We start from the raw sequence: 18,291 nt of genomic DNA on the forward strand, positions 1-18,291 counted from the left end.
GAGCCCCCACCCCGACGACCCGTTCCCCCAGGCGGAGGAGGAGCCCCCGTGCGCCTGCAGTACATCCTCGGCGAGATCCTCGTCGGCCTGCGCCGCAACACCGCGATGACCGTCTCGGTGGTGCTGGTCACCTTCGTCTCCCTCGTCTTCGTCGGCGCCGGCGCCCTGCTGCAGATGCAGATCGCCCAGATGAAGGGCTACTGGTACGACCGCGTGCAGGTGTCGATCTACCTGTGCGTGGCCGACAGCGAGGCGCCCACCTGCACGGCCGGGGAGGTCACCCAGGCGCAGCGCGAGGAGGTGGTCGCGGCGCTGGACTCCCCGACGCTCGCGCCCTACGTCGAGGAGCACTGGTTCGAGTCCAAGGAGGAGGCCTTCGGGCGCTTCCAGGAGCAGTTCGCCGGCACGGCCATCGCCGACTCAGCGACGGCCGACCAGATGCCGGAGTCCTACCGCGTCAAGCTCGTCGACCCCACCCAGTACGACGTCGTCAGCCAGTACTTCGCCGGCGTGCAGGGCGTGGAGGAGGTCCAGGACCAGCGGCGCGTGCTCGATCGCTTCTTCGCGGTGCTCAACGTGCTCACCGCGGTCTCCGGCGGCTTCGCCGTCGTGATGATCGCCGCGGCGGCGCTGCTCATCGCCACGACGATCCGGCTGGCGGCCTACAGCCGCCGCCGCGAGACCGGGATCATGCGCCTGGTCGGCGCGAGCAAGGCGCTGATCCAGCTGCCGTTCCTCCTCGAGGGCGTGCTCGCCGCCGTCGTCGGCGCCGCCCTGGCGACGGCCGCGCTGTGGGCCGGCGTGCGCTTCGGCGTGCAGGGCTGGCTGGTGGAGGTGCTGCCGCTGTTCAGCTACATCGGCACCGCGCAGGTCTGGCTCGTGGCGCCGCTGCTGTTCGCGGTGGGCGTGCTGCTCTCCGGCGCGGCGTCCGTGGTGACGCTCTCGCGCTACCTCAGGGTGTGAGCGTGGGCTCGCCGCGCCACCGCCTGGAGGGCCCGGCCCGCGTCCGCCCGGCCGGCTCCCGCGCCGGGCGCGGCTCGCGGGCGCCGGGCCCTCGGCACGCGGCGCCGGCGGGCCGCCGCACCGGGGCGGCCTGGCGGGGGAGCGCGGGCGTCGCCGTCCTGCTGGCCGCCTCCCTGGCCGTGCCCGCGGGGGCCGCGGACGCGCAGAGCAGCCGGGAGCTGCGCCGCAAGCAGCAGGCGCTGGCCCAGAGCCTGCGCGAGGCGCGCGAGCAGCTGGACGAGGTCAGCGAGGCCGCCGTGCGGGCGTCCGCCGAGCTCGCCGACGTCCAGGCGCGCCAGCCGCAGGCGCAGGCGGAGCTGGACGCCGCGCAGGCGCAGGTGGTGGCCGCCCGCGAGCGCGACGCCGAGCTCGCCCGCCAGCTGGCCGCGGCCGAGCAGGCCGAGCAGGTCGCCGTCGCGGCGCTGGAGGAGGGCGTGGCGGAGATCGCGCAGACCGAGCGCTCTCTGGCCCGCATCGCCTCCGCCGCGTACCGCTCCGGCGGGGTGGACGCCGGCCTGGCCGTGGCCCTGGACGCCGAGAGCCCCGACGACTTCACCGAGCGCACCGTCATGCTCGACGCCGCGCTGCGGGCCCAGGCCGGTGCGCTGTCGCGGCTGCAGGAGCAGCGCGCCGTGGACAGCCACCAGCGCTCCCGCCTGGAGGCCGTGCGCGCGCAGGTCGCGGTGCTGCGCCAGCAGGCCGCGGACAACCTCGTCCTCACCCAGCGGGCCGAGCGGGCCGCCGCCGAGCGCAAGGCCGAGGTCGACGCGCTGGCCGCCGCCAAGGCGCAGGCCCTGGCGACCCTGGAGCAGGACAAGGCCGCCTTCGAGGCGCGGATCGCCGCCGAGCAGACCACCAGCGACGAGATCGCCCGCGAGCTGCAGGCGCGGGAGGCGGCCGCGGCGGCGGCCCGCGCCAGCTCGGGCGGCGCGCCTCCGGCCGTGACGCCCAGCGGCGGCGTCCTGCAGCGGCCCGTGACCAGCACGCGGGTGACCTCCGGCTTCGGCTGGCGCACCCACCCCGTGTACGGCACGCGCAAGCTGCACGCGGGCACCGACTACGGCGTCGGCTGCGGCACCCCGGTGTACGCGGCCGCCGACGGCGAGGTGGTGCGGGCGGGCGGCGCCTCCGGCTACGGCAACATCCTCGTCATCGACCACGGCGTCGTGGCGGGCCGGCCGGTCGCGACGGCGTACGCGCACCTGCGCGGCTTCGCCGTCCCGACCGGCGCGCGGGTCCAGCGCGGGCAGCTGGTGGCCTACTCGGGCGACACCGGCGTCGGCACCGGCTGCCACCTGCACTTCGAGGTGCGCGTCTCCGGCAGCCCGGTCGACGCCCTCGACTGGCTCTGACGCCGCGCACCGCACTCCGCGGGCGGAGTGCGCTCCGAGTCCCCGCCGGGACCGCACTTCGCCCGCGGAGTGCGCTGGACGGCGTCCGTAGACTCGGAGGGCCGCGGCGCAGGGCCGGTGGACGACGAGGAGGCGCTGTGCCCAGGGAGAACGGGCGGAAGGTCGTCGCGACCAACCGCAAGGCCCGGCACGACTACGCCGTCGAGGACGTCTACGAGGCCGGCCTGGTGCTGCTGGGCACCGAGGTGAAGTCGCTGCGCCAGGGCCGCGCCTCCCTCGTCGACGGCTTCGCCAGCGTCGAGGGCGGCGAGGCGTGGCTGGAGGGCGTGCACATCCCCGAGTACGCCGAGGGCACCTGGACCAACCACGAGCCGCGGCGCAAGCGCAAGCTGCTGCTGCACGCCGCCGAGATCGCCAAGATGGCCAACGCCTCCGCCGAGGCCGGCTACACCCTCGTGCCGCTGTCGCTGTACTTCAAGGACGGCAGGGCGAAGGTCGAGATCGCGGTCGCGCGGGGCAAGCGCACGTACGACAAGCGCCAGGCGCTGCGCGAGAAGCAGGACGCCCGCGAGGCCCAGCGCGCCATGTCGCTGCGCACCCGCCGCGGCGAGTAGCGCCCGAGGCGGCGCGGCGCGGCGGGAACACCGCGGCCCGGCGCCGCGCTGGCACCGGACATGCGAGCTGTCTACCAGGAGTCCTTCGGCGGTCCCGACGTCCTGCAGGTGGGGGAGCGCCCCGACCCGCTGGTGGGCCCCGACACCGTCCTCGTGCGCGTGCAGGCGGCCGGGGTGAACCCGGTCGACTGGAAGATCCGCGAGGGGTACCTGCAGGGCGCCTTCCCGCACCTCCTCCCCGTCGTCCCGGGCTGGGACGTCGCGGGCGTGGTGGAGGCCGTGGGCCCGGCCGTGCGCGACCTGGCCGTCGGGGACGAGGTCCTCGGCTACGTGCGCAAGGACGTCGTCTCCGAGGGCGCCTACGCCGAGCTGGTCTCCGCCGGCGACCGCCACCTGGCGCTGAAGCCGCCGCGCGTGGACGTCGTGCAGGCCGGTGGCCTGCCGCTGGCGGGCCTGACCGCCCTGCAGTCCCTGGAGGCGGTGCGCGTCGGCTCCGGCGACACCGTGCTCGTGCACGCCGCCGCCGGGGGAGTGGGCCACCTCGCCGTCCAGATCGCCGTCGCGCGCGGCGCGCGCGTGATCGGCACGGCGAGCGAGCGCAACCACGACTTCCTGCGCTCCCTGGGCGCCGAGCCCGTCGCCTACGGCGAGGGCCTCGTGGACGCCGTCCGCGCGCTCGCGCCGGAGGGCGTGGACGCGGCCGTGGACTACGTCGGCGGCGAGGCGATCGCGCAGTCGGCGCAGCTCGTGCGCGACCCGGCCCGCTCGGCGTCCAACGTGGACCCGACGGCGATCGCCGAGGCCGGCGGCGTCTACTGCTTCGTGCGGCCGGACCCGCTGCAGCTGGCCCAGCTCGTGGCGATGGTCGACGAGGGCGCCCTGCGCGTGCACGTGCAGCAGACCTTCCCGCTGGAGCAGGCCGCCGACGCGCACCGCCTCCTGCAGGAGAACCACGTGCGCGGCAAGCTCGTCCTCACGGTCTGAGCGGCGGTCTGGGCGGCTCGCTCCTGGCGGTCCTGCCCCTCCTCCGATGAGCACGGGGCGGCCCGGTGCCCCTCTGATGAGCACAGGGCCGCCCGGTGCCCACCGGGGACGAGCACGGCGCCGCCCACCGCCACCCGCACCCGCCCGCTGCCGCGGCAGGCGCGCGGCCCGGACGGCGGAATGGCGCGTGCGGGCTGGGCGTTGCACCGGTAACCTGGGCACGCCGCGCGGAGAGCACGACGTCCCGGGGCGCACAACTCCACAGGGGGTGCCAGGTCTCGACGTTGCATCGTCGAACCAGGGGAAGCGAGTCGAGAACGCAGGGTCATCTCGTACAAAGTTCCTTGCAGACCAATAGCTGCCGATAACACGCGCAGCGACCTCACCCTCGCCGCCTGAGCGAGGCTTGAGGTCCGTCGGCCCGGGAGTGCTCCCGGCCCGGTCGCCGGCGTCGACTAGGGAGCCACTGCTGTCAGCCCTCGTCATCGGGGTTGGCGGGACTTCCAGGTGACTGAGCCCGGCAGCGGCGCGCCTGCGCGACCGCTGGGGCTGAGAAATCCCGTAGCAGGCTGCACTCGGAGAAGCCCTGGGGGTACGACGACGGACGCGGGTTCGATTCCCGCCACCTCCACACCCGCGGTCAAGGGCCCCAGCGCGGACGGCGCTGGGGCCCTTCGCCGTCCCGGGGCGCGGACTCGCGCCCCGCATGCGGCCTGCCGGGCCGGGTCGACCACGAGGACACGCCCGGGCGTTGCGCCGCGCGGGTGATCCGGTGCCGTACTGGGGCATGTCGGACACGATCCGTAGTCAAGCGATCACCAAGGAGAGCATGCTGCGCGGCACCCGCCCGCTGGGGCGGGGCTGTCCTCGAGCCTGGAGGCCCGGGGTGAACGGTGACGTGGGTCTGGGCATGGCGTACGACTCCCTCTCGATCGGCACCGGCGCGCCCCAGGACGCCGCCACCAGCGCTGCCGGGTACGGGTGGACCCAGGTGGTCGGCTGGGGTGTGGCGCTGTTCCCCCAGGCCAGCGGCGCGGTGATCTACCAGGGACCCGGTGGTCTGACCGGTACCTTCACCCCCGTGTCGGGGTCCACGACGGCGTTCACCTCCCCCGGAGGCATCAAGGCCGACCTGGTCAAGACCACCTCGGGCTACACCGTGAGCGAGCACGCTTCGAACCAGGTGATGACCTTCACCACCGCCGGAGTGCTGTCCAAGATCGCCGACCGCAACGGCAACGCCACCACGGTGGCCACCTCGAACGGGTTGCCGACCTCGATCACGTCCTCGCGGGGCGCCACGGGTGCGCGCACCGCGACGGTGACCTCCACGGCCGGGCAGATCACCAAGCTCACCCAGACCTCGGGAACCTCCAGCCGGTCGGTGTCGTACGCCTACACGAGCGGGGACCTGACCTCGGTCATCGACGCGCTGGGTCGAGTGACGACCTTCAGCTACACCAACCACGAGCTGACGGGGATCCTCGCCCCCGGTGGGGTGGACACGAAGTTCACCTACGACACCAGCCACCGGGTGAGGAGCATCACCCAGGTCAACACCACGGTCGGGTCCTCGGGCAACGCGGTGACGTCGCTGACGTACAACGCCGACTCCACGCTGGTCCACGAGCCCGACCAGGGCCCCACCGGTGCCGCGGTCACGTACACCCTGACCTCCGACGGCTCCAAGCGGGTCGCCTCGGTGGTCGACGCGGCCGGGCGCAGCCGGGCGACGACGTACAACGCCAACTTCGACGCCCTGACCTCCGCCCAGGGCACCGGGGCGACCGGGTCGACGGTCACCAGCACCTACGGCGCCAACAACGGCGAGTCGCTGACCTCGGTGAAGACCCCCGGTGGAGCCACCAGCAGCTTCGGGTACGCCAACACCGCCGCGTCGACCAAGTACCTGGCGACCTCGGCCACCGATGACGCGGGCAACCAGTCCCTGTTCACCTACAACGGCGCCGGCAACCAGCTGACCGCCACGGACGCGACGGGCGCGCAGGCCTCGCTGACCTACAACACCGACGGCACGGTGGCGACCGCCGCCGCTCCGGGCAACGGCACCAACGTCACCGAGTACACCTACGACGCCGCCGGTCGCCTCGCCACGCGCACCGACCCCGCGGGCAGCGCCACCTACGGCTACGACCAGATGGGCCGACTGACCTCGGTGGTCAACAGCATCGACGCGGTCAAGACCAGCTACACCTACGACAAGTCCTCCAACCTGGCCACCTCCGTCGGCGGCGCCGGCACCACCACCTACGGCTACGACGCCGGGAACGCCCTGACCTCGATGCTCGGCCAGCGGAAGTTCTACTTCGTCGTCGACGACCAGGGCCGGCGCACCGACACCTACATGGGCGGCAACGGGCCGAGCGCGACGAACTGGGCGGTGCGCTCTCACACCGACTACGACACCTCCGGGCGCGTCACCCGGGTGACCGCGGACCGCAAGCCCGCCACCACCGATCCTGCTCTGGCGACCCGGGTCACCGACCTGGCCTACTGCTACGCCGCCGGTTCCACCGCCCCGACCTGCTCGAGCACGACCAGCAGCGACCGGGCGTTCACCCAGTGGATGAAGAACAACCTCACCGGCCAGGTCGCCACCTACACCTACGACAAGGCCCGACGCCTGAGCGGCGCGGCGGTCAGCGCCGGCACCGACAGCAGCGGCGCCGGCATCCCCGCTGTCACGTACGCCTACACCTACGACGCTCGCGGCAACCGCACCAGCGCCAGGACCACCAGCGGCAGCACCACCACCCAGACCCGCACCCACAACCCCGCCAACCAGGTCACAACCGCCGGTTTCAGCTACGACGCCGCCGGCAACCTCACCGCCGACCCGTCGGTCGGGTCCATGGCGTACAACAGCGCCGGACAGATGACCTCCGTGACCACCGGCGGGACCGCCTACGACTACGCCGGCCTGGGCCAGAGCGAGCTGATCCGCCACCAGACCCCCGAGGGGACCTACGGTTACAGCTACGGACGCACCAACGCCCTGGGGCTGCCGATCATCGAGGCCGCCACCCTCTCCCGGCTCACCAGCTCGGCGTACCTGTACAACGACGAGGACGGCACCCCCATCGGGCTCACCACCAGCGCCGGTGGGCAGGCGATGTACGTCTACGACGCCCAAGGCTCTCCCGTCGCCCTCATCGGTGACGGCAACAACACCGCCTTCACCTACTCCTTCGACCCCTACGGCATGGCCGACAACACCTACACCTCCGGCGGCCAGGCCATCCACCAGAACCCGTTCCTGTTCACCGGCGGACTCCAGGACCGCACCACCGGCTGGGTCAAGAACGGCGCCCGCTACTACAGCCCGACTGAAGGTCGGTGGACCCAGCACGACACCATCGACGCACCCCTGGACCCGGCCAACGCCAACCGCTACGCCTACGCCGGTTGCAACCCCGTCAATCTTCTTGATCCCACGGGAAGGTTGAGTCGGAGTTGCGGACTCAGTATCGGTGGTACGGCTTTCGCTACGGCTTCCATCGGACTCCTGATCCTGTTTCCACCTGCGGGAGCAGGGGCGATCGCTGCGAGCGCTGCGGTCGCAGAGGGTGGATATGCGTTCGGGATAGCATCGGTTCATGACTCCTGCCCTGCTCCACGACGACGCCGATAGGACAACGATGCGCAATAGCCGGGCACGCAGAGCGCTCACTTCCGTTGTCCCACTCGGAGGTGCAACATGCTTCGGCCTGTTGAGCATCACTAGCGAACCCCCACTGCGCTGGACAGCGATGAGTGCTGCTCTCTGCCTTCTGGCACTGGCTGCGCTCATGTTGCTGCGAAAGAATCAGCGATCATGAAGCGTTTCTGACGATCACTGAGAGTCGTAGGTCACTCACCCATGTCCTCGGCGTTCGACAACGCCGGCCGCTCCTGGATCGACTGGCGTCTTCACGCGGCTCCCCAGGCACCCTTCCTGGTTGGGCCGACCGAGCGACTCCCCAGAGGATGGACGTGTCGGCGGTCGTGCTCCAGCGTCCATGACCCTCATCATCAGGTCGCAAGAGGCGACTGACGCTGTGCTGAGAGATGTGATGGACGACGGCAGCACGCAGGCCCGAGAGCGTCGGCGGATCGGTCTCGTGCTGGTCGTCGTGTGGACAGCGGTCTCCGCTGCAGGGTTCCTCCTCATTGACGAGACGGGACTCTCGTGGGTCCCGATGGTCCTGGGTGCTGCCCTCCTCCCCGTGTTCGGAAAGCTGGTCCTTCGGCGCAGGGGGCACGTCGTCGGACTGCGCCAGTGGCGGTGGTGATCGTCCGCTCGGACGTCGGCCGCTCACTGCAGCGATCGCCATCGCGACCCACTTGGTTGATCGAGGCCCGGAGAGCTGGTGGAACTCGCGCTCACCGTCCTGGTGCTCGTCTTCTTCGCGGTGGCGCTGCACCTGATGAGGAACCGCGAGGAGAACCGAGCAGGCAGGTGGCTGTCCTTCATGGTGGCGGCTGCGATCCTGGCGGTGCTCGGACTGGCGGTCTAGGCGGTCCACCGCCCTGTGACACGGCAGCAGACGGAGGGTTCCGTGGTGGACGACGCGCGGCCGCCGCCGCTCCGGGCAACGGCACCGACGTCACCAAGGACACCCACGACACGACCGAGCAGCTGGCCTCCTCGCGTGCGGAGCTGGCATGACGACCCTGGTCCCGTGGACAGCTCTCGACGTCGTCGGCGGCCTCCTCGCGGTGTGGGGCTCCATGGTCCTTCGACGGCACCGAAGTGGTCGCCTGCCGAATGACTCCGACGAAGCTCGTCGGCGTGGACGCACAGCACTCATCGAGATCGATCTGGGGTTGACGTGCATCGTGGGCGTGGCTCTGCGGGCGGCTGCAGGTGGTTGATCCCGAGGAGCCCCGCCCCGTCGGGAGCACCACCCGCACCGCCCCCGCCCGCGGGGACCAGCAGCGCCCTCACCGCCGGCAGGAGCGCGACGACAACGGCAGCCGCTCAGTGCTCGCCAGCCACCTGGTCCGCGCACGGCGCCACCACGTAGATGCTCGGCGGCGCGGCCGCGCTCGGCACGGAGCGCACGGGGCCTGGCCCGAGGCGGGTCCAGCCCTGCCCGGTCCAGACGTGGGTCGCCTGCGCGAGCCACTCGCCGCAGGAGACCGTCACCCGCTGGTCGGCGGGCACGGTGGGGTCGAGGTAGAGGTCGCCGGGAGCGCGGTCCGGGCGACGCTGCCCAGGTATCACCCGGCAGACGGTAGGCGCTGCGCCCGCGAGCACCGCCGCGCCACGCCGGACGCCGCAGCGCGGCGGCGGGCCGCGGTGCTCAGCCGCGCGCCTGCGCGAGGACGGCGTCCATCGTCTCCATGACCGAGACCGTCTCGTCGAGCGGCATGAGCGGGCTCTCGAGCAGGCCCTCGCGCAGGCAGCGCGCCACCTCGTCGGCCTCGAACCGCAGCCCGCGGCCCTCCACCCGCCCGTCGAAGCGCTCCGGCTCCCCCTCGCGGGGGACGAGCGTGATCACCGTGGGCGCGTAGAAGTCGCCCTCGACCTCGACGCGGGCGTCGGTGCCGACCACGGCCGCGCGCGTCGGCGTCCTCGCCGCGGAGGTGCAGTGCAGCACCGCGTGGGCCCCGCCGGGGTGGTCCAGCAGGATCGACGTGCGCCCGTCCACGCCCGTGAACGCGGGCGTGACGAGCGCCGTGACGCCGCTCGGGGCCCCCAGCACCATCGAGGCGAAGGAGACCGGGTAGACGCCCAGGTCCAGCAGCGCCCCGCCGCCGAGCGCGGGGTCGAAGAGGCGGTGCGCCGGGTCGCGCGGGAACCACTGGCCGTGGTCGGCGGTGACGACCACCAGCTCGCCCAGGGCGCCGTCCGCCAGCAGCTGCCGCAGCCGGGCGGTGTGCGGCAGGAACCGCGTCCACATGGCCTCCATGAGGAACAGGCCCTGCGCGCGCGCGACGCCCACCAGGTCGCGCGCCTGCGCGGCGTCCATCGTGAACGCCTTCTCCACCAGGACGGGCTTGCCGGCCCGCAGGGCGAGCAGGGCGTCCTCGTGGTGCATCGGGTGCGGGGTGGCGACGTAGACGACGTCGACCTCCGGGTCCTCCACCAGCGCGGCGTAGCTGCCGTGGCGGCGCGGGACCCCGAAGCGGTCGGCGAAGGCGTGCGCCCGCTCGCGCGTGCGCGAGCCGACGGCGACGACGGTGCCGGAGCCCGTGAGGGCGAGGTCCGCGGTGAAGTCGCCCGCGATGCCGCCCGTGCCGATCACGCCCCAGCGCAGCGGTGCGTCCATGCGCCTGCCTCCCCGTCGGTGGTGGGGTCGCCATCCTCCCGGGCGGGGTGCGCGGCCCGCGCGCGGGTGCCGTGCCTGCGGACCGCGCCCGGGCTCACCTGGACCCGCGGCGGAACTCCCGGCGCGGGACCGCCGCGCCGGAGCCGGAGCCGACGCCCCTCGTGCCGTCCGTCCCGGGGGGCGGGAACCGCTCCTCCGGCCCCCGCCCCCCGGGACGGACGGGCGTCAGGGGACGACGGTGATGCGGTCCGTCGCCGGCGGGGCGATCGGCTCGCCCGCCAGGGAGGAGACGAGGGCGTCGACGTCGAAGCCGGGCTGGTTGACCGGGTTCGTGCCCTGGGTGAGCACCGTGAAGCCATCCCCGCCGCCGGCGAGGAAGCTGTTCACCGTGATCCGGTACGTCGCCGCCGGGTCGACGGCCGTGCCGCCGATGGTCAGCGAGCCCGGCACCACCCTGCGCTCGGAGGCGTCGACGGTGTAGGCCACCGAGCTGGAGGGCTGCAGCACCCGCCCGACGGCGAACTGCTGGTCCAGCAGCGCGTACAGCTGGGCACCGGTCAGGTCGAGCGTGGTGAGCAGGTTGTTGAACGGCTGGACGGTGAAGGCCTCGCCGTAGGTGACGACGCCGGCCCCCTCGCCCGCGGGCGAGGGGGCGTGGGTCAGGTCGGCGCGCACGCCGCCGGGGTTCATGAACGCCGCGACGGCACCCGCCTCGTCGTCCGTGGCCGCCAGCTGCGCGTCGGCGACGAGGTTCCCCAGCGGGGACTCCCCCAGCAGCGCCGTGCTCGCGCCGGAGGCGGGCAGCAGCTCCTCCTGGGCGCGCACGACGTCGGCGGTCACGGCCCCGACCGGCTCGTTCGCGATGGGCGCGGCGATCTCCTGGTAGCGGGCGATCAGCGCCTGCGCCGCCGGGTCCGGGGCCACGTCGCGGGTGACGACGACGTTCTCGGCCTCCTTGGCGACGACGTCGCCGCTGCGGCGGTCGACGGTCAGGTCGACGTCGGTGATGAGCCGGCCGTTGGAGAGGGCCTGGGTGACGAGCTTGCCGTCGACGAGCTGACCGCCCTCGCAGACGAAGCCGGTGTGGGTGTGCCCGGTCATCACGACGTCGACCTCGTCGTCGAGCGCGCGCACGACGTCGAACGCGGGCCCGGTGGGCGCGTCGCACGCCTGCACGGAGCCGGTGGTGGCGCCGCCCTCGTGCAGGGAGACGACGACGGTCTCCACGCCCCGGCGGCGCAGCTGCTCGACGTACCGGTTGACGGTCTCGGCCTCGTCGAGGAACTGCACGTCCTCGATGCCGGCGGCGGAGACGATGCTCGGCGTCCCCTCCAGGACGACGCCGATGACGCCCACGCGCACGCCGCCGACCCTCTCCACCGCGTAGGGCCGGAAGATCGGCTTCCCCGTGGTGCGGTCGACGACGTTCGCCGCCAGCCACGTGGCGTCCGACCCGTCGTAGCCGTCGCCGTCGAGGCACCCGTCGACCGGGTGGCACTGCCCGCCCCGCACGAGGCGCCGCAGCTCGTCGACGCCCTCGTCGAACTCGTGGTTGCCCACGGTCGCGAGGTCGAGGCCGAGCGCGTCCATCGCCTCGACCGTCGGCTCGTCGCGGAAGAGCGCGGCGAGGAACGGGCTGCCGCCGACGAGGTCGCCGTTGCTGATCGTCAGGGTGTTGTGGTTCTCCGCCTCCTGCTGGCGCAGGTGGGTGGCGAAGAAGGCCAGGCCCCCGGCGTCGAGGGTCGCGCCGTCGACGCTCACTCGAGCGCCCGAGCCGGTCGGGGGCTCCAGCGCCCCGTGGAAGTCGTTGAAGCCCAGCAGCTGCACCTGCACCGACGGGGCGCCGGAGGGCTTGGTGGCCTTGGTGGCCTTGGTGGCCTTGGTGGCCTTGGCGGCCTTGGCGGCCTTGGTGGGCCCGGCGGTCGCGGCGCTCTCGGCGACGGCGGGGGCGGTGTCGAGAGCGAGCGCGCCGAGCGAGAGCGACGCCGCGAGGGCGGCGGCCAGGGAGCGGTGCCTCATGGGTCCTCCACGAACGGGTGCCCGGGTGCGGATGATCCGCACCCTACGTCCCATTGTGTGCGCGCACGGTGACAGTTCCGGGAACGTGCGGTGCCCGGTTCAGGCCGGTGCCGAGGGCGCCCCGGCGGCCGCCCACGGCAGCAGGACGCCGAGCACCACGAGCGCCGCGCCGGAGGCGGCCACCAGCGCCCGCCAGCCGGTGCCCAGGCCGTCGAGGAAGCCGCCGGGGCCGCCGGCGGGCGCCACCCCCGCCGGCTCCAGGGACGCGGTGAGCGCGAACAGCTCGACGCGGGAGGCGAGCAGCGCCCGCTGGGACTGCAGCGACTCCAGCTCGCCCTGGCGCTGCGCGAGCGCCTGCTCCGCCTGCACCAGGGCCTCGGTCGTCGGGGCGCCGTCGAGCAGCCCCTGCAGGCGCCCGACCGAGGTCTGCAGGGCGCTGACGCGGGCGTCGAGGTCGACGGCGTCCGCGGTGACGTCCGAGCTGGAGACCGAGACCTCCGCGACGTCGCCGAGGTCCTCCAGCCGGGCGAGCACCCCGGTCAGGGCCTGCGCCGGCACCCGGGTGACCAGCTGCGCCGAGCCGGCCCCGCCGTCCGGGGACGCCGCGCGCTCGGTGCGCTCCTCGACGCGGCCGCCGGCGGGCTCCACGGGCTCGCCGACCCGCTGGGCGGCCCGCGCGGGCTCGGCCACGGCGATCCGCGCGGACGCCGTGGTGACGACCTGCCGGTCCTCGGCCGCGGCGAGCACCGCCGCGGCCGGGTCGGCGTCCGCCGCCGTCGACCCACCGGCCGCGTCGCCGTCCTGGGCCGACTCCGCACCGGCCCCGTGGCCGGATCGTGTCCGCCCGCCGCGGCGGGCTCGGCGCGGTGGGCCCGCCGCGGCGGGCGGTGCTCACACCAGGTGCACGCCCGCGGCCGCCATGTCCGCCCGCGCCCGCTGCGGGTCCTCCGGTCGCAGGGCCACGAACCGGGTGACCGCCAGCGGCACGGTGACGTCGTAGCCCAGCCGCGCGCCGTCCAGCGCCGTGGCGCGCACGCAGTGGTCCCCGGCGAGGCCCACGACGACCAGGCGCCGCACGCCGGCCTCCTGCAGCAGGGCGCCGAGGCGGGTGGCGTCCGTGCGCCCGCTGGCGAGGTCGACCTCGGAGAAGCCGGAGTAGCCGTCCTCGGTGCCGGTGCCCTTGCGCACCCGCGAGGCGCCCTCCGGCACCCGCAGCCCCGGCGCCAGCTCCGCCCCCGGGGTGCCGGCCACGCAGTGCACCGGCCAGGTCCCGCCGTCCTGCGCGAAGTGCGGGGTGTGCTCGGGGTGCCAGTCCTGCGTGAAGACGACGGGCGAGCCCGCCGCGACCGCGGCGTCGACCTCGGCGTTGACGAGCGGGACGACGTCCTCGCCGCCGGCCACGTACAGGCCCCCGGCGGGGTCGGCGAAGTCCACCTGGACGTCGACGACGACGAGCGCGGTGCCGGGTGCGTACTGCTGCGGCATGGGGCACAGCCTCGCACCCCGGGCCGGCCGCGGTGCGGCCGGCGCCCGCTCGTCGCGCGCCCGGGCCCCGTCGGGCGGTCCGTGGGCGATAATCCGTCCCAGCGCTCCGAGGAGCACCCGACGAGCACCCGACGAGCGATGGAGGGCCCGGATGAGCAGCGCCGCGGCCGTCGTGGACTCCCTCGGCGCGCACGACGTGCTGTTCTTCCGCCGGCTGCGGCGCGGGGTGTGGTCCCACGTCAGCGGCGTCGGCCGCGGCGCCGGCTGGGCCGGCACGGTCGCCGTCGCCGAGGACGGCGCGGCCGGCGCGGGTGGGGTCGGCAGCGCAGGCGGGCTCGGCGGCGGCGGCGCCGCGGGGGAGGGCGCGGAGCCGGTGCTGCGCCGCGCGCTCGGAGCGACCGGCGTGGTCCGCCTGCTCTCGGCCACGCCCGCGCGCGTCGTGGGCCCGTACTTCGCCGGCACCGCGGCGGTGCTGCGCGTGGACGGCGACCTGCTGGCCGTGTGGGGCCACCCCGGGCGCAGCGAGCGGCTCCTGGCCGCCACCGACGAGGAGCTCTCCCGCGCGTCGGCTGACCTCGTGGACGCGGCGGAGGACGACACCGCGGCCCGGCGGCTGTCCGACGAGCTCGCCGTGCTGCACGCCGTCCAGGAGCTGACCGCCAGCCTGGACCAGCCGCTGCCGCAGACGCTGCACCGGGTCGCCGCCGTGCTCGCCGAGGCCCTCGGCTGCGCCCTGGCGGCGGCGTGGGTCGGCGACCGGTGCGCGGTGGTCGAGCGCGGGTGGCGCGCGCACGCCGACGCGCCGCAGGTCGCAGCCGCGGCGGCGGGCGTTGCCCCGCCGCCCGGCGCGCCCGCCGTCGTCCGCCAGGACAGCGCCGCCCACCCGCTGCCGCCGCCGCTCTCCCCGGCGCAGGGCGTGGTCTCCCACCTCCTGCTCGGCCTGGACGTGCCGGGCGGCGGAGGGGTGGTCGCCGTGCACACCACCGCCGCGCCGCGCGGCTTCACCGAGCTGTGCCAGCGCACCGCCGCCCAGCTGACCAGCACCGCGAGCGTGCTGCTGCAGGTGGCGCTGGCCCGCGAGCGCGTCGAGCAGCAGCTGCACGACGCGCGCCTGCTGCTGGGTCGCGACGCCCTGACGGACGTCGGCAGCCGCCACCGCTGGGACGAGGAGCTGGCCCGCGCCCAGCAGCTCGTGGACGGCGGCACGACCGTGTCCGTGGCCCTGCTCGACCTCGACGACCTCAAGTGGGTCAACGACACCCACGGCCACCCGGCCGGCGACGCGCTGCTGCGCGCGTGCGCCGCCGCGGTGCGCGGCTGCCTGCGCGGGGACAGCGACGTCGTCGCCCGCGTCGGCGGCGACGAGTTCGCCGTCCTCGTGCCCCGCGCCACCGACACCGAGGCCCTGGCCGCGCGGCTGCGCTCCGGCGTGGACGGCACGCTGCTGCCCTCCGGCCTGCCGCTGCGCGTGTCCATCGGCGTCGCCCGCTGCGGCCCGGGGCAGAGGGTCGCCGACGCCTTCGCCGAGGCCGACGCCGCCATGTACGCGGACAAGCGCCGCCGCCGCGACCAGCCGCGACCGGTCTGACCCGGTCTGACCCGGTCCGCCCGCACGATCTCGCCCGCATGAGCCCCTCCCGCACGAGCCGCCTGCCTCCGCTGGGCTCCCTGCTGGCGCGGGCGGTGCTCGCGCTCGCCGTGCTCGTGCACCTGGTGGTCCTCTACGCGCCGCGGGCGCCGTCCGGGGGCGGGACGCCCGGCGTCGACAAGGTCGTCCACGTCGCCGTCTTCGCGCTCGTGGTGTGGGCGGGCCGGTGGGCGCGGCTGGCTCGGCGCCCCCTGGTGCTCGTGCTGCTCGGCCACGCGCTGGTCTCCGAGGCGCTGCAGCACTGGCTGCTGCCGGCCCGCAGCGGCGACTCGCTCGACGTGCTGGCCGACGCGGCCGGGGTCGCGCTCGGCGCGCTGCTCGCCGTGCCGCGCCCGCCCGCGCGCGCGATGATGCAGCCGTGGCCGCGGGAGGGGAGGAGGGCTGGTCGATGACCGGCCGGCTGCTCGTCGCCACGCCCGCGCTGCGCCACCCCGCCTTCCGGCGCGCCGTCGTCCTGCTGCTCGACCACACCCGCGAGGGCGGCGCGCTCGGCGTCGTCGTCAACCGGCCGACGGCCATGGACGTCGAGGCGGTCCTGCCCGGGTGGCAGCCCTTCGTCACCGTGCCCGGGCGCCTGTTCCAGGGCGGCCCGGTGGCCCTGGACACCGCCCTCGGCCTCGTCACCGTCCCGGGGGACGAGTCCGACCCGCTCGGGGTGCGGCGCATCGTCGGCTCGGTGGGCGTGGTCGACCTCGACGCGCCGCCCGAGGTCGTCACGCCCGTGCTCGCGGGCCTGCGCATCTTCGCCGGCTACGCCGGGTGGAGCGCGGGCCAGCTGGAGGGGGAGATCGAGGAGGGCTCCTGGTACGTCGTCGACGGCGAGGCCGGGGACGCCTTCACCGACGACCCCGAGGGGCTGTGGAGCGACGTCTTGCGCCGCCAGCCCGGGGAGCTGGCCTGGGTGTCCACCTTCCCCGACGACCCGGCGATGAACTGAGCCGGCCCGCGCGGAGCGGGCCTGCCTCGCCGCGGTCGACCTAGACTCGGGTGCATGAGCGAGCCGCTGTCCGACCCCGCCGCCCGCCCGGCGTCCCAGCCCTCGGGGCCCGGCACCTCCGGGACGGCGGTCCTCGACCGCCAGCGCCTCGAGCAGCCCGTCGAGCCCGGGGACCACGAGCGCTTCGCCCACTACGTGCGCAAGGAGAAGGTCCTGGAGTCGGCGCTGTCGGGGGAGCCCGTCGTCGCGCTGTGCGGCAAGGTGTGGGTGCCCGGCCGCGACCCGAACCGCTTCCCGGTCTGCCCGGTGTGCAAGGAGGTCTACGACGGCCTGCGCGACCGGGCGGACGGCCCGGGCTCCGGCGGCTCGGGCTCCGGCGGCTCGGGCTCCGGCGCCGGGGAGTGATCCCCGGCGAGCTGCGGGCGGCGCTCGCCGGCGTCGTCGCCCTCATCTCGCTGGTCGCCTTCGAGGCGCTGGCCGTCGCGACGGCCATGCCCGTGGTCGCCACCGACCTCGGCGGGCTGCGCGGCTACGGCCTCGCCTTCTCGCTGTTCCTCACCACCAGCCTGCTCGGCACGGTCGTGGCCGGCGGGTGGAACGACCGCCGGGGCCCGCGCGGCCCGGTCCTGGCGGGGCTGGGGCTGTTCTCGGCCGGGCTGCTGCTCAGCGGCGCGGCGACGTCCTACGCCGTGCTGCTCGCCGGTCGCGTCGTGGCCGGCCTCGGCGGCGGCGTGCTCGTCGTCACCCTCTACGTCGTCGTGGGCATGCTCTTCACCGACGAGCAGCGCCCGCGCGTGTTCGCGTGGATGAGCTCGGCCTGGGTCCTGCCCGCGCTCGTCGGCCCGCCCCTGGCCGGCTGGCTCGCGGGCCGCGTCAGCTGGCGGCTGGTCTTCCTGCTCGTGCCGCCGCTGGCGCTCGCGGCCGTCGCGGTGCTGCGACGCCGGCTGGCGGCCCTGGGGCCCCCGCCCGGCGGGCAGGACGCGCCCGCGCAGCGGCGCTCGCGCCTGGTCAGCGGCGTCGTCCTCGCCGGCGGCGCCGCGCTGGCCCAGGCCGGTGCCGCCGCCCTGGTGCCGCTGCGCGCCCTGCCGGTGGCCGCCGTCGCGGCCGGGGCGGTGCTCGTCGCGCTCGCGCTGCCGCGCCTCGTGCCCGCCGGCACCCTGCGCGCCGCGCGCGGCCTGCCCAGCGTCATCGCGGTGCGGGGGCTGTTCACCGCCTGCTTCGCCGGCGCGGAGGCGTACGTGCCGCTCATGCTCGTCGTCGAGCGCGACCTGGACGTCGGGGTGGCCGGGCTGGCCCTGACCGGCGGTGCGGTCGGGTGGGCCGCCGGCTCCTCCGTGCAGGGCCGGCCGGGGATGACCGTGCCGCGCTCCCGGCTCATGGCGGTCGCGGGCGGCGTGGTCGCGGTCGTCGTGGGCCTGCTCGCGCTGCCGTCGCTGCACCTGCTGCCGGCGCTGGCGGTGCCGGTGCTGTGGACGGTCGCCGGGTTCGGCATGGGCCTGGGGATGGCGAGCACGGGCGTGCTCGTGCTGTCGATGTCGCCGCCCGCCGAGCGGGGCCGCAGCTCCTCGGCCCTGCAGCTGTCCGACGCCCTCGGGTCGGTGGCCGGCATCGCGGTGGGCGGGGCGCTGCTCGCCGCGCGCTCGGGCACCGCCGCACCGGGCGCCGCGCCGGGGGCCGCACCGGGCGCCGGCGTCCCGGACGACGGGGGGCTGACCTTCGCGGTGGTCTTCGGCGTCCTCGCCCTGGCCGGCCTCGCGGCCTCGGTCGTCGGGGCCCGCGCCCGCCCGCCCGCGAGCCGACCCGCGCCGGGGGCCGCCAGCCCTGCGCCCCCGGCCCCGGGGGCCGCGAGCACCCGTCCTGCGGCGCCGTCCTCGGCTACCGTGGCCGAGCCGTGACACCGACCTCGCCCCTGCGCCGCACCGCTCGCCCGGCCGTCCGCTCCGCCGTCCCGCCGACCGGACCGGTCGGCGCCGGC

At 75.2% G+C, this 18,291-nt stretch carries 16 protein-coding genes and 1 other RNA gene; 12 read left to right on the forward strand and 5 right to left on the reverse strand.

The annotated features are described in order from the left end of the window. The first annotated feature begins 48 nt into the window (after positions 1–48). From ftsX to BLS82_RS15810, 7 genes are all read left to right on the forward strand, one after another. On the forward strand, positions 49–963 hold the full coding sequence (ftsX, locus tag BLS82_RS12675) for a permease-like cell division protein FtsX (RefSeq protein WP_092866427.1): 915 nt from the start codon (positions 49–51) through the stop codon (positions 961–963). A gap of 2 nt (positions 964–965) precedes the next feature. After that, positions 966–2,354 carry a M23 family metallopeptidase gene (locus tag BLS82_RS12680; protein ID WP_092866430.1) on the forward strand — a complete coding sequence of 463 codons (1,389 nt, stop codon included), beginning with the start codon at positions 966–968 and terminating at the stop codon, positions 2,352–2,354. A 137-nt stretch (positions 2,355–2,491) separates the two neighbouring features. Then, positions 2,492–2,968 (forward strand): SsrA-binding protein SmpB, encoded by a 477-nt coding sequence (smpB, locus tag BLS82_RS12685; protein WP_092866433.1) that lies wholly within the window; start codon positions 2,492–2,494, stop codon positions 2,966–2,968. Positions 2,969–3,028: 60 nt separating this feature from the next. Then, a complete protein-coding gene (locus BLS82_RS12690; protein ID WP_092866436.1) occupies positions 3,029–3,952 on the forward strand; it encodes an NADP-dependent oxidoreductase in 924 nt (307 codons plus the stop codon). A gap of 264 nt (positions 3,953–4,216) precedes the next feature. Next, positions 4,217–4,586: a transfer-messenger RNA gene (ssrA, locus tag BLS82_RS12695) on the forward strand. A gap of 252 nt (positions 4,587–4,838) precedes the next feature. Beyond that, positions 4,839–7,604 carry an RHS repeat domain-containing protein gene (locus BLS82_RS15415; protein WP_143028854.1) on the forward strand — a complete coding sequence of 922 codons (2,766 nt, stop codon included), beginning with the start codon at positions 4,839–4,841 and terminating at the stop codon, positions 7,602–7,604. A gap of 718 nt (positions 7,605–8,322) precedes the next feature. Next, entirely contained in the window at positions 8,323–8,469 is a 147-nt protein-coding gene (locus tag BLS82_RS15810; RefSeq protein WP_176819089.1) for a hypothetical protein, read from the forward strand. A gap of 464 nt (positions 8,470–8,933) precedes the next feature. Here BLS82_RS15810 and BLS82_RS12715 read toward each other — a convergent pair whose 3' ends face one another. The 5 genes from BLS82_RS12715 to BLS82_RS12735 form a co-directional block, all read right to left on the reverse strand. Continuing rightward, complete coding sequence (locus BLS82_RS12715) at positions 8,934–9,179, reverse strand: hypothetical protein (RefSeq protein ID WP_143028855.1); 246 nt, start codon at positions 9,177–9,179, stop codon at positions 8,934–8,936. A 79-nt stretch (positions 9,180–9,258) separates the two neighbouring features. Then, a complete protein-coding gene (locus tag BLS82_RS12720) occupies positions 9,259–10,227 on the reverse strand; it encodes a Gfo/Idh/MocA family protein (RefSeq protein WP_092866445.1) in 969 nt (322 codons plus the stop codon). A gap of 225 nt (positions 10,228–10,452) precedes the next feature. After that, a complete protein-coding gene (locus BLS82_RS12725; protein WP_255378316.1) occupies positions 10,453–12,246 on the reverse strand; it encodes a bifunctional metallophosphatase/5'-nucleotidase in 1,794 nt (597 codons plus the stop codon). Positions 12,247–12,345: 99 nt separating this feature from the next. Continuing rightward, positions 12,346–12,993, reverse strand: coding sequence for a DUF4349 domain-containing protein (locus tag BLS82_RS12730; protein ID WP_092866450.1), 648 nt, complete (start codon positions 12,991–12,993; stop codon positions 12,346–12,348). A gap of 144 nt (positions 12,994–13,137) precedes the next feature. Further along, a complete protein-coding gene (locus BLS82_RS12735; protein ID WP_092866453.1) occupies positions 13,138–13,731 on the reverse strand; it encodes an isochorismatase family protein in 594 nt (197 codons plus the stop codon). Between the two features lie 151 nt (positions 13,732–13,882). Here BLS82_RS12735 and BLS82_RS12740 point away from each other — a divergent pair, with 151 nt between their 5' ends. From BLS82_RS12740 to BLS82_RS12760, 5 genes are read left to right on the forward strand one after another with little or no spacing between them, the layout of a single operon-like run. Continuing rightward, entirely contained in the window at positions 13,883–15,319 is a 1,437-nt protein-coding gene (locus BLS82_RS12740; protein WP_092866456.1) for a GGDEF domain-containing protein, read from the forward strand. 38 nt (positions 15,320–15,357) lie between these two features. Next, positions 15,358–15,771, forward strand: coding sequence for a VanZ family protein (locus BLS82_RS12745; protein WP_092866458.1), 414 nt, complete (start codon positions 15,358–15,360; stop codon positions 15,769–15,771). Then, complete coding sequence (locus BLS82_RS12750) at positions 15,768–16,316, forward strand: YqgE/AlgH family protein (RefSeq protein ID WP_092867018.1); 549 nt, start codon at positions 15,768–15,770, stop codon at positions 16,314–16,316. Before BLS82_RS12745 ends, BLS82_RS12750 begins: the two co-directional genes overlap by 4 nt. Positions 16,317–16,370: 54 nt before the next feature. Then, positions 16,371–16,721, forward strand: a complete 351-nt coding sequence (locus tag BLS82_RS12755; RefSeq protein WP_092866461.1) for a DUF3039 domain-containing protein — start codon at positions 16,371–16,373, stop codon at positions 16,719–16,721. Further along, a complete protein-coding gene (locus BLS82_RS12760; RefSeq protein ID WP_092866464.1) occupies positions 16,718–18,211 on the forward strand; it encodes an MFS transporter in 1,494 nt (497 codons plus the stop codon). Before BLS82_RS12755 ends, BLS82_RS12760 begins: the two co-directional genes overlap by 4 nt. Positions 18,212–18,291: the final 80 nt, after the last annotated feature.

Origin of the sequence: Quadrisphaera sp. DSM 44207, from assembly GCF_900101335.1 — a bacterium.
GTDB lineage: Bacteria > Actinomycetota > Actinomycetes > Actinomycetales > Quadrisphaeraceae > DSM-44207.

Bases quoted from the DNA above. Each gene is read 5' to 3' on its own strand.
- BLS82_RS12690 (WP_092866436.1), top strand. From the start codon at position 3,029: ATGCGAGCTGTCTACCAGGAGTCCTTCGGCGGTCCCGACGTCCTGCAG.
- BLS82_RS12720 (WP_092866445.1), bottom strand. From the start codon at position 10,227: ATGGACGCACCGCTGCGCTGGGGCGTGATCGGCACGGGCGGCATCGCG.
- BLS82_RS12725 (WP_255378316.1), bottom strand. From the start codon at position 12,246: ATGAGGCACCGCTCCCTGGCCGCCGCCCTCGCGGCGTCGCTCTCGCTC.
- BLS82_RS12735 (WP_092866453.1), bottom strand. From the start codon at position 13,731: ATGCCGCAGCAGTACGCACCCGGCACCGCGCTCGTCGTCGTCGACGTC.
- BLS82_RS12740 (WP_092866456.1), top strand. From the start codon at position 13,883: ATGAGCAGCGCCGCGGCCGTCGTGGACTCCCTCGGCGCGCACGACGTG.
- BLS82_RS12745 (WP_092866458.1), top strand. From the start codon at position 15,358: ATGAGCCCCTCCCGCACGAGCCGCCTGCCTCCGCTGGGCTCCCTGCTG.
- BLS82_RS12750 (WP_092867018.1), top strand. From the start codon at position 15,768: ATGACCGGCCGGCTGCTCGTCGCCACGCCCGCGCTGCGCCACCCCGCC.
- BLS82_RS12755 (WP_092866461.1), top strand. From the start codon at position 16,371: ATGAGCGAGCCGCTGTCCGACCCCGCCGCCCGCCCGGCGTCCCAGCCC.